This window comes from Arsukibacterium sp., assembly GCF_041616895.1.
In the GTDB taxonomy this organism is placed as follows: Bacteria; Pseudomonadota; Gammaproteobacteria; order Enterobacterales; family Alteromonadaceae; genus Alishewanella.
In genome coordinates this window covers 1-11,280 of record NZ_JBFJPY010000099.1, presented here as the reverse complement: position 1 = coordinate 11,280, position 11,280 = coordinate 1, and the positions used below count along the sequence as shown (strand labels likewise).

At 49.4% G+C, this 11,280-nt stretch carries 8 protein-coding genes; 3 read left to right on the top strand and 5 right to left on the bottom strand.

Translation table 11 applies throughout. The features are described 5' to 3' along the window. Positions 1 to 198: 198 nt before the first annotated feature. Positions 199 to 684, top strand: a complete 486-nt coding sequence (gene coaD, locus ABY802_RS13985; RefSeq protein WP_372627742.1) for a pantetheine-phosphate adenylyltransferase — start codon at positions 199 to 201, stop codon at positions 682 to 684. 9 nt (positions 685 to 693) lie between these two features. Here coaD and ABY802_RS13980 read toward each other — a convergent pair whose 3' ends face one another. The 4 genes from ABY802_RS13980 to ABY802_RS13965 all read right to left on the bottom strand — a co-directional run bounded on the left by ABY802_RS13980 (position 694) and on the right by ABY802_RS13965 (position 5,859). After that, positions 694 to 2,019: a sugar MFS transporter gene (locus ABY802_RS13980; protein ID WP_372627741.1), complete on the bottom strand. Its 1,326-nt coding sequence runs from the start codon at positions 2,017 to 2,019 to the stop codon at positions 694 to 696. Positions 2,020 to 2,064: 45 nt separating this feature from the next. Next, positions 2,065 to 3,216, bottom strand: coding sequence for an N-acetylglucosamine-6-phosphate deacetylase (nagA, locus tag ABY802_RS13975; RefSeq protein ID WP_372627740.1), 1,152 nt, complete (start codon positions 3,214 to 3,216; stop codon positions 2,065 to 2,067). A 61-nt stretch (positions 3,217 to 3,277) separates the two neighbouring features. Continuing rightward, complete coding sequence (locus ABY802_RS13970) at positions 3,278 to 3,988, bottom strand: SapC family protein (RefSeq protein ID WP_372627739.1); 711 nt, start codon at positions 3,986 to 3,988, stop codon at positions 3,278 to 3,280. Positions 3,989 to 4,257: 269 nt separating this feature from the next. Continuing rightward, a complete protein-coding gene (locus ABY802_RS13965) occupies positions 4,258 to 5,859 on the bottom strand; it encodes an AbgT family transporter (RefSeq protein WP_372627738.1) in 1,602 nt (533 codons plus the stop codon). A 437-nt stretch (positions 5,860 to 6,296) separates the two neighbouring features. Here ABY802_RS13965 and ABY802_RS13960 point away from each other — a divergent pair, with 437 nt between their 5' ends. Both ABY802_RS13960 and ABY802_RS13955 read left to right on the top strand, forming a co-directional pair. Continuing rightward, complete coding sequence (locus tag ABY802_RS13960; protein WP_372627737.1) at positions 6,297 to 7,046, top strand: 3-hydroxybutyrate dehydrogenase; 750 nt, start codon at positions 6,297 to 6,299, stop codon at positions 7,044 to 7,046. Positions 7,047 to 7,089: 43 nt separating this feature from the next. Further along, a complete protein-coding gene (locus ABY802_RS13955) occupies positions 7,090 to 10,575 on the top strand; it encodes a PAS-domain containing protein (RefSeq protein WP_372627736.1) in 3,486 nt (1,161 codons plus the stop codon). 4 nt (positions 10,576 to 10,579) lie between these two features. Here the strand turns inward: ABY802_RS13955 and ABY802_RS13950 are convergent. Continuing rightward, positions 10,580 to 11,280: response regulator (locus tag ABY802_RS13950; protein WP_372627735.1), on the bottom strand; the 701-nt coding region annotated here is incomplete at its 5' end.

Genomic DNA, 11,280 nt, shown 5'->3' with positions numbered 1-11,280 from the left:
CTGGCGCTCGCCTACGTCGTTAAACAGCGCAATACTGGCTTGCAGAATTTTATCTTTAGTTCTGAGCTTTTTTTCCATCTGAATAGCTAAGCTTCTTTATTGGTATAGTAGTTTGCTATAGTAACGCCAAACTGACTAAAAACTCTAGTCGCTTGCACTGTTCCAGTGCCAGGTGGCGACAACATAAGCATCTTAAATATGAAAGTAAAAGCCATTTACCCCGGCACCTTCGACCCGTTAACCAATGGTCACAGTGACTTAGTGCTCCGTGCCGCCAGGCTATTTGATTCCGTGGTGGTAGGCGTTGCTTCTAACCCCAGTAAACAGCCCTTGTTCAGCCTGGAAGAACGGGTACAACTGGCTGAGCAGGCGTTTGCCGATTGTGGCAATGTGCAGGTGATTGGCTTTTCCGGCTTATTAGCGCAATTTGCCAAAGAGCAGCATGCCCTGGTGTTACTGCGGGGGGTGCGGGCGGTGGCTGATTATGAGTATGAGTTTCAGTTAGCCAGCATGAACCGGCAACTCAACCCGGAGCTGGACAGTTTATTTATGACCCCGTCAGAGAAGAACACGTTTATCTCATCCACACTGGTTAAAGAAGTGTGCCGGCATGGCGGCGATATCAGTAGTTTTGTACCCGCTCATGTTGAGCGGGCTTTGAAAGCAAAATTCAGCAAAACCTGAAAGGAGTACTTAACGCCAGCTCCGCAGTTTATGGCCTTTGAAAGCATAAAATAAAATATAGAGGTAACATGGCAGCATCATCCAGTAGGCAAACTGACTGTTGCCCGAACTATGAGCGAGGTAACCGTATACCATAGGTAAGATGGCCCCGCCGGCTATGCCCATAATCAGTAAGGCTGAGCCTGTGCTGGTTAGCTTACCCAGGCCCTGCAATGACAGCGGCCACACCGCTGGCCATACCAACGCATTGGCAAAACCGAGCAATGCCAGAAACATTACTGTATTAGGCACGACCGGGATGCCACTCCAGCCAAACAACACATCAGCCAGCAAGCTGCTGTCGGCACTACTAAACATGATGCCCAGGGTAAACAACAGACCAAAAATGGCTGAACCCTGCAAGGCCCGCTCCTGCGACAAATATTTAGGAATACAAAATACACCCACCAGATAACCAAAAACCATAAAGGCCATGGTATAGGAGGTTAACGCACCGAAGTGAGCGACACCTAACCCCTGACCATACAAACCAATGGTATCGCCGGCAATCACCTCAACGCCCACATAAACAAACAGCGCCACCACACCCAACACCAGCTGCGGATGGCTGAATACTGCAGTCCAGGGATCTGCGCCTGCTTTTTCAGTCGCACTGTCATTAAAATCAAGCTCAGGTAGTGGTGACAACTTAATAAATGCGGCCAGGATCAGCAAGGCTACTGTCATATAAATATAGGGGGTGACTAATCGGTTCGAAAGCGCTGCCAGTTGAGTATTTCGCTCTGCTTCAGTTAACAGTGCCAGAGCCTCTGCAGAAAACTGCTCCATGCCAGTTAACACCCAGGCAGTAAAAATAAGCGGCACCACAAAGCCGGCCCCTTTATTGACCAGCCCCATAATACTGATCCGCATTGCCGCACTTTCACGCGGGCCAATACAAACGATATAAGGATTAGAGGCAGTTTGCAGGATAGTCAGGCCTGTCCCCAGAATAAACAGTCCGGCAAGAAACAATGCATAGTGGGAGGTTTGGGCCGCCGGAATAAACAGAATGGCGCCCACCGCCATGATAAGTAAACCCAGCACCATGCCATTTTTATAGCCAACCTTGTTAAGCACAAACGACATAGGCAACGCCATGACGACATAGGCAATATAAAACGCGAAAGTCACCAGCAGGGCCTGGAATTCATTCAATTCACAGACAATTTTTAGAAATGGAATAAGTGACCCGTTCAGCCAGGTGACAAAACCAAAGATAAAAAATAAAACACCGATTATTGTCATCGGCAAAACACTGCTATGGTTAACCGGCCTTGCCACGGATGCATCCATCTTGTTCACTCCTGTTTTTATCATTATTAAGGAATCAAAGCCCCGCTATACTGAATAAACACAGTAACCGCCAATCCAATTTTGCCGCACCTGATACTGCTCATCCAGCAATACCATATCCGCATGATAGCCCTTTACTAAACTCCCCCGGCTAGCTGCACAACCTAATGCCTGCGCCGGATAGCGCGACGCCATCCGTAGTGCTTCGTCGGCAGACACTGCCAGAACGTCAATGGCATAACGCACGGCGCCGGCCATATCGAGCACGGAACCTGCCAGCCGGCCGGCTTCGTCGGTAAGTTTAGAGCCCTCGCGTCGCACCTTGCCGCTAAAAAAGGCAAATTCGGTGTCATTGGTACCCACCGGTGCCATCGCATCGGTAACCAGCAATAACTTTCCGGCGGGCTTGGCGGCCAGCGCAACTTTTGCCGCCAGCGGATGCATATGGTGACCGTCAAAAATCACCCCACACCAGCTGTCAGGATCTGCAAGGGCCACCCCAACCATGCCCGGCTCGCGGGAAGTAAGCGGTGACATGGCATTGTATAAATGGGTAAAACCGGTGGCACCGGCAGCCAATGCCGCCTGCACTGTCGCTGCATCGGCATTAGAGTGCCCCAGGCAGACAATCACATTAAGCCCAACCAACTGTCGTATTTGTGCAGGGCTGACATTTTCCGGCGCCACCGTCACCACCTTTATGCCAATATCCGTTCGGCTATAAATTGCTAACTCTTCCTGGCTGAGTTCCCGGATATGTTTAGCAGGATGCACACCCTTTTTAGGTTCAGCTAAATGCGGTCCCTCAAAGTGCAGGCCGATAATACCAGGCTCGGCTGAAGCAATGGCTTCAGCAACCGCATCGGCGGCTTGCTGCATCACTCTGGTGCTGTCGGTAATTATGGTCGGCAAAATAGCGGTGCTGCCAAAGCGGCTATGGGCACACAAAATGGTGCGCAACGTTGCCACCGTAGGTGCGCTGTTAAATAATTCGCCACCACCACCATTTACCTGTAAATCAATAAAGCCTGGTACCAGGGTACCAGCCAGCACAGGACCAACAGCAGGTCTGATACTAACAATCTTGCCCTGCTGCCAATGTAGCTCGACATTGCTATGCCAGTGTGTGCCATCAAACAGCGAGGAAACAGCGAGGCTACCGGTATTGCTGCTATGTTCAGTATTACGTTTCATCATGTTGTTCCACTTGCAAAAACGGCACCAATACAGGTGCCGTTTTTTATCGCCGGGGGGGCTATTAGGCTGGTTTAGCCAGCTTTTGCACCAGCTTCTGAGTATGCTGCAACGACATTAAATGTGCATAAATCGCGGTCAGGAAACCTAACTTACGCAGCTCCAGAAAAACCTCGTCGCTTAACTCATTGAGTTTTTTCTCATCGACCATATGAATACCGTTAATATTGCGTGGCTCACCGTCGACGGTAATGGTCAATACCTGCTCTTTAATCAGATCCAGACTTTTTAACTTCTCGCTGAATCCGCGGGTCATCCGACTAAATTCTACAAACTCGCCCATTTGTTTCTTGCGCTCAGCCAGATAATCGCTCTCGCTGCCATCATCCTTGAATAAAGATACACCATCCGTCTCATTTACCCGCTCAGAAGACTCGTCTACCGCAACGATTAACCGCTCACTGTCCTTTTCGGGCTGAACCAGCACCAAAGGGTAATTCCGTGCCACACGTGGAACGTATAACGCCTGCCATTTACCATCCTGAATGACCAGATTCTGATTGGCTGCCAACCCTAACAATACCACTGGCTGATAGCTGTCATTCTGTCCATCTTTAACAAATACTACCGGAAATTCGGCACCAGCAACGACAAATTCCTGCACAACGACAGGCAGCATATGCTGCTCAGCGACATGGCTTAATGCATTGACACTGCTGATTTTGGTTTTGGCATGTTGTTCTTTGCTTAGCGCTACTACTTTATTCTGTTCCATAGATAACTCATTGTTATGGGATTTTTAAGATACCAGCGGTTTGCGGTGTTAATACTGTCAGCTAAAGTGTCTGCTGCCACCGTCTGTCACCCTGGCGTACCGAGCTTATCTTGCGTGAAGTTGGGCTTTGAATCAACTGCTGAATGCCGATAAAACCCGCTGAAGCGCCCGTTTACCAGCAAGTACCAGACTACGTTATCTAAACCGGCTACTATAATTTAACTTACAAAAACCGCTGATATCAGCGGTTTTTGTATATGTGGTACCCGTTAACCCGCACTAAACTCGTAATAGGTTGGTGCGCCCGGGCCAACCGGGAAGCCAGCAACAAACACCCACAAAATAAACAAAATGGTCCAACCGACAAAAAACACCATGGAGTAAGGCAGCATGGTAGCAATTAACGTACCCAGCCCCATATCTTTTTTGTAGCGAGCTGCCACAGCCAGAATTAAACCAAAATAGCTCATCATTGGGGTAATAACATTTGTAACAGAATCGCCTATCCGGTAAGCCGCCTGGATCACTTCTGGCGAGTAGCCAACGATCATCAGCATCGGCACACAAATAGGGGCGGTGATGGCCCACTGTGCTGAGGCGGATCCGAGCATCAGATTAACAAAGCCACACATGGCAATAAAAAATATAAACAACAGCGGCCCGGTTAACCCCAGCTCCTGCAAGGCCGTCGCCCCTTTTACTGCAAAAATAGCGCCCATATTGGACCAGCCAAAAAAGGCCACAAACTGCGCCGCAAAAAACACCAGCACAATATAAAGCCCCATTGCCCCAATGCTTTTAGACATGGCGTTAATCACGTCACGATCAGTTTTCATGGTGCCAACAATCTTGCCGTAGACAAAACCCGGAATCGCAAAGGTAACAAAGATAAAAACCACAATACCCTTCAAAAAGGGCGAATCAGGTACACCACCGGTTTCCGGATTACGCAAAATGCCCCATTCTGGTACTACACTTAACGCTAATAAAACGGCGATCAGTAAAAAAGCTACCCCCGCGCCTTTCAGGCCTAATTTCTCTTTGGCGGTTAATGAATCAAGCTGTTGCTTACCCAAATCAATTGAGGCCTCATCCGGATTGTATTTGCCTAGTTTAGGTTCAACAATTCTCTCCGTGACAATCGCCCCTAAGGTCGCAATAACAAAGGTACTGACAATCATAAAGTACCAGTTGGCTTCTGGGCCAACCGTATAACTGGGGTCTATCAGATTTGCGGCAGAGGTCGTAAAACCGGCTAACAGAGGGTCTACTGTGCCGATAAATAAATTGGCGCTGTAACCACCGGATACGCCTGCAAAAGCGGCAGCTAAACCGGCTAGTGGATGGCGGCCCAGAGAGTGAAAGATCACCGCGGCCATCGGAATAAGCACCACGTAACCCAGCTCTGATGCCGTATTAGAGACAATACCTGCAAACACCACTGTCACCGTTACCATCCGTGGTGACGCGTTCATTACCAAGCCACGCATGGCCGCTGAAATTAAACCAGAGTGCTCAGCAATACTGACCCCCAGTAATGCCACCAACACCACACCAAGCGGCGGGAAACCGGTAAAGTTGGTCACCAGATTGGCAATAATCCGCTGCAGGCCATCAACACTGAATAAACTGACTACCCTGATAATACCGTCAGCCGAGCGACCGGCAGCACCTTCTGGCCTGGGATCAACCGCACTAAAATCGAAATAAGCAGCAACACCACTACCTACCACAACTAACAGCGCAAACAGGGCAAACAACGTCACAGGGTGAGGTAATAAATTGCCCAGCCATTCTACGGTATCAAGAAAGCGGGTAAACCAGCCACGCTTCGGTTCCGCCTGGGCAGGTGTTCTACCAGCGTTTGTCATAAATGCATTCCTCTTGGTCAAAGCACAGATAATCTCGGCAATTATCTGGAAATCGTTAATAGCTTTTTAGTTATTTTAAGGCTCACAACAAGAAAGTAGCGCAAGAGCCTGATATATCGCAACTTAGCTGGCCTTAACAAAGGCCGGACGCTAACCTTTATAGTATTTATCGACCAAATCTATCACAGGAGCGGGCGGCGGCAAAGCCTGAAGCTACGCTAACACCGGCTATAGCGTTAAATTGCAGCTGAAATCCGCAAAATTCGCAGTCGTCTGTTGGTAGTAACCACCGTACTAACCGGAAATATTGAAAAATACCGGCTAGCTGGGGGCACGACACATCTGGGTATAACACCTTTGACATAACACTAAAGTACCGTTGCTTGCCGGCGCTACGCTGCCTAGCATAAGCAATTAACGAGTAACGGAGTAAACTTATGCGTGCAGTTATTACCGGAGGCACCGGCGGTATCGGTTTTGCTATTGCCAGCCATTTTGGCAAAGCGGGTTATCAGGTCGTTTTAGCTGATTTAAACGAAACCTTGTTGCAGCAAAAAACAGCAGAGCTCAGCAACCAGGGCATCTCTGCTGACTACTGTGTGCTGGATGTTACCGATCAGCTGGCAATTGAAGAGTGTGCCAAGCGCTTTCCCGCCGACATTCTGGTAAACAATGCTGGTATTCAGCATGTGGCCCGGCTGGAGGATTTCCCGCCAGAAAAGTGGGCGCTGCTTATCAATGTTATGTTAACCGGACCGGCCATGCTAACCCGGGCAATGCTGCCTTATATGCGCAACAATAATTTTGGTCGGGTTATCAATATCGGCTCAATTCATGCGGTTATTGCCTCCCCGTTTAAATCGGCCTATGTGGCGGCTAAACACGGTTTGCTGGGTTTTAGCAAGGTGATCGCGCTGGAAAACGCTGATAAAAACTTTACCATCAATACCATCTGCCCAGCCTATGTTAAAACGCCGCTGGTAGAGCAACAAATCGCAGCCCAGGCCAAAGAGCATAATCTGACGGAGCAGCAAGTCATTGAGCAAATTATGCTGGCGCCTATGCCGCAAAAAGCCTTTATAGACGTTAGCGAAATTGCTGAAATGGCTGCATTTCTTTGTCAGGATGGCGCAAGGCATATGACCGCGCAGGCGCTGATCCTGGATGGTGGCTGGACAGCCCGCTAGCACTGCGACGGTATCTGAGGCACAATCGACTCATGAGTATTTAATGACGTCTCCTCAACAAATGATTGAAAATGGCAGCGGCATTGGTTTAGCCACCATTGCCGCCATTTCACTGATATATCTGCTTATTTTGTTTAGCGTTGGCCGCTTCGGCAGGCGTATAACGGCGCGCCACCCCCTGGCCCCCTGGGTATTCAGCTTCGCCCTGTCTATTTATTGTACCTCCTGGGCCTTTTATGGTGTCACAGCCCAGGCCGCCGTGAATGGCTGGTGGATCCCACCTACCTATATCGGCTCATTTATTCTGTTCTGGTTTGGTTTTAAACTGATCGCCCGGATCGCTATTGCCTGTCGGCGCTATCGTATCACCTCGGTAGCCGATTTTATCGCCACCCGTTTTGGCCAGTCCCGCTCGCTGGCCGTGTTAATCACCCTTATTTTGATCATGGCGGTGATCCCTTATATCGCGCTGCAATTGCATGCTGTCTCTACCAGTATCAATACCCTGGTTCAGGCAGAGGTTGGCGTACACTGGTACACCGATACCGGCTTTTATGTCAGCTTATGGATGGCCGTGTTTGCCCTGCTGTTTGTCAGCAAAAGTGCCAGAGCGCATCAACCTAACCCAGGGTTAATGACGGCAATCGCCTTTGAGTCGCTAATTAAATTACTGGCATTACTGGCCATTGGCTGTTTTGTGGTATTCGGTATGTTTGACGGCTTTGCCAGTATTTTTGACAATGCGGCGAAGGATCCTGCTATTAGTGAGTTGCGCCAACAAGCGCTGCCGATGCATGCCTACTGGCTACACGCGCTGCTGGGATTTTTTGCTACTCTCTGCTTACCCAGACAGTTTCACGTTAGCTTTGTTGAAAACCAGAAACTAAGCCACCTGCGCAGCGCCCGCTGGATTTTCCCACTTTACCTGCTATTAATGAGTATTTTTACCCTGCCGCTGGCACTGGCCGGCGTGATGTTACTGGGCAATGATGCCAATATCGATGTTGTAGTATTGCAGTTACCCCTGGCCGCCAACCGTACTGACATCGCCTTGCTTGCTTACTTAGGAGGGTTTTCAGCAGCCACCAGTATGGTCGTAGTCGCCACCGTGGTATTGGGCATAATGATCACCAACGAATTGCTGGCACCTTTTATTTACCGCAGTACATTGCTGCAAAAAGAACAGCAAAATAGAGTAAAAGTCGCGACCCTACGCCGCTCGGCCATGCTTACTGTAATGGCGCTTGGCTTTGTTTACTATCGGTTTATTGGCACCGAAACCGGGCTGGCCCAGCTTGGTTTAATGGCGTTTGCGCTGGTCGCACAACTGGCACCAGCGTTAATTCTTGGATTATTATCGCGCAAAGTTAACCGCCAGGGCGCTATGGCCGGTGTACTTAGCGGTGCTGTGGTCTGGGCCTATATTCTGTTATTGCCTGAGATCAGCAGAGCGGGCCTGATGGGCTCAACCTGGCTTAGTCAGGGGCCCTTTGGCTTGTCATGGCTGGCGCCACAACAGTTGTTTGGCTGGCAGGCCGACCCACTGAGTTTGGGCGTACTGCTTAGCTTGTCGGTAAATTGTCTGATGGTGATACTCGTCAGCCGCTTTAGTAACACCCGGGTCAGTGAGTATCTGGAAAGTGGTCGCTTTTTGCGCGCCCAGCTTAGTAATGATAATCGCCGTAGTGTGCAACTGAGTATTCAGGACTGCTATTTGCTGGTAAAACGCTTCGCCGGTGAAAAAGAAGCCCGCCGCTTGTTACTGCGCAACTTAAAAGATCCCAATCCTCAACAAAACCAGATCGCGCCGCTTAATCTGGTCCAAGCGGCAGAACGCAGTCTTGCTGCTGTTGTCGGTGGCGCCTCTATGCGGCTAATTATGGATGCGGCAGGCAAACATGCCCAGTTGCCGATGGAAACGGTAGAACGGTTTGTTGACGAAGCCAGCCAAGTGTTTCAGTTTAATCAAGCACTACTGTTATCCACCATTGATAATATCAGCCAGGGTATCAGTGTGGTCGATGCTGACCTGCGGCTCATCGCCTGGAACCAACGCTATATTGATATGTTCAGCTACCCCGCCGGCATGGTTGAAGTGGGCAAGCCAGTGGCAGAGGTTATACGATTTAACCTGCAGCGTGGCTTAATTGACAGCGAAAATATTGAAGCAGAAATAGGTAAACGGCTTAGCTATTTGCGCCAGGGTAGCAGCTATAAATTTCAGCGTGAGCAACAAGATGGCCGGGTGTTTGAAATGCAGGGCGACCCGCTGCCGGGTGGCGGTTTTGTTACCACCTACACTGACATTAGCTCGTTTATCGAAGTACAAACCCAGTTGGAGCAAAGTAATACCTTGCTGGAGCAACGGGTCAGTGAGCGTACCTTTGAATTACAATCGTTAAATCAGCAGCTGCAACACACTCAGCAGCAACTGGAGATTAGTACCGCAGCAAAAACCCGTTTTTTTGCCGCTGCCAGTCATGATCTGATGCAGCCGTTTAACGCGGCGGCGCTGTTTGCCGGCTTACTTCGTCAACAAAGCACCACCCCTGAACTACGCCAGCTCAGTGCCAATTTAACCAATTCACTTAATTCAGCGGAAGAACTGTTAACCGCTATTCTGGATTTAACCAAGCTTGACTCCGGGGTTATAAAAGCCAATGTGCAACCTGTCGCCGTAAGCCAGCTGCTGGAAGACATAGGCCGGGATGCCGCCGTACTTGCTGCGGAAAAAGGCCTGCAGTTTAAAATACATAGCAGCGCGTTATGGGTTACAACAGATCGTAAGCTGGTCAAGCGGGTTATTCAGAACCTATTAGCTAATGCGGTACGCTACACCACTGACGGAAAAATCATTCTGGGGGTAAAACGAGCCGGACAGCAGCTTCATATCCATATTATTGATACCGGTGTCGGCATTGCCGAAACCGATCAGCAGCGGATATTTGAAGAGTTTCAACAAGGTAGTCAGCCAGATCAAAAAGGCCTCGGCTTAGGGCTGGCTATCGCCCATAGGATTAGTGCCATTTTAGGCCATCAGCTTAGCGTCCACTCTGTACCCGGCAAAGGTAGCTGCTTTAGTTTAGCCTTACCGCGTTCAGCCGCACCGTTAAGCCCGGTAACCATTCCCCCTGCAATTAGTGAAATTAGTGCCAGTTTTGCCGGTAAAAAGATCTTATTGCTCGATAACGAAGCGCACTTACTCAGTGCCGTCAGTGCGCTGCTTAGCAGCTGGCAATGTCAGGTAACGGCAGTAAGTCAGCCTGGTGATGCTCTGGCCGCCATTTCACAGGGCTTAAAACCTGATTTATGTTTGTTTGATTACCATCTGGATAACGCTGCCACAGGGGTCGCTGTCGCTGAACAACTGGTCAGTCATTTTGCCCTGACAGCGCCGGTCATTATTCACTCAGCAGATCATGACCAGCATATTCGGGAGCAGGCGTTGAACGGAGGCTTCTATTTTTTACTGAAACCGCTTAAACCGGCAGCCTTAAAACGCTTATTCCAGCGCTTACTCCGGAATTAAGGCGTTAGCCTGTATAGCTTTCTGGCAGGCGCAGCTTCTCAAACATGATGCCAGCCAGTGTGCGGTTATTAACGTTTAACTTGCGTAGAATAGCCGAGACATGCTGCTTAATCGTGGTTTCCTGTACATTCATTTCATAAGCAATCTGCTTATTTAATAAGCCATCGGCAATCATTTTCAACACTCTGAATTGTTGCGGCGTCAGCTGTTCCAGTCGCTGTGCAAAATCATTGTCGATAAGTGGTTTAGCATTTTTAACATCGTCTGCCAAACCCGGCGGCAGCCAGCTGTCACCATTTAATACCGCACTGATTGCATCAGATAACAGTTCTAACGGCACTGACTTAGGAATATAGGCAGCAGCTCCTAGCGCTAATGCCTGTTTAATAATGACCGGATCTTCTTCCGCTGACACCATAATCACCGGCACGTCAGGATATTCGGTACGAAGCGCACTAAGACCAGTAAAACCATCAGAGCCAGGCATTTTTAAGTCGAGGAAGATAAAATGGGTATCGGGATGCTGGCGTAATAATGGCCAGACTTGTTCCATGGTTTGCGCCTGCAGCAACAGGGCATCGTTGCCAAGAATGGCTGAGGAAGCCTGGGCCAGGGCAACCCGGAATAAAGGATGATCATCAGCGATGATGGCTATCATAACGTATACTTCTGAGCACATGGGCTCGCTATAATGAACCGGGGCTT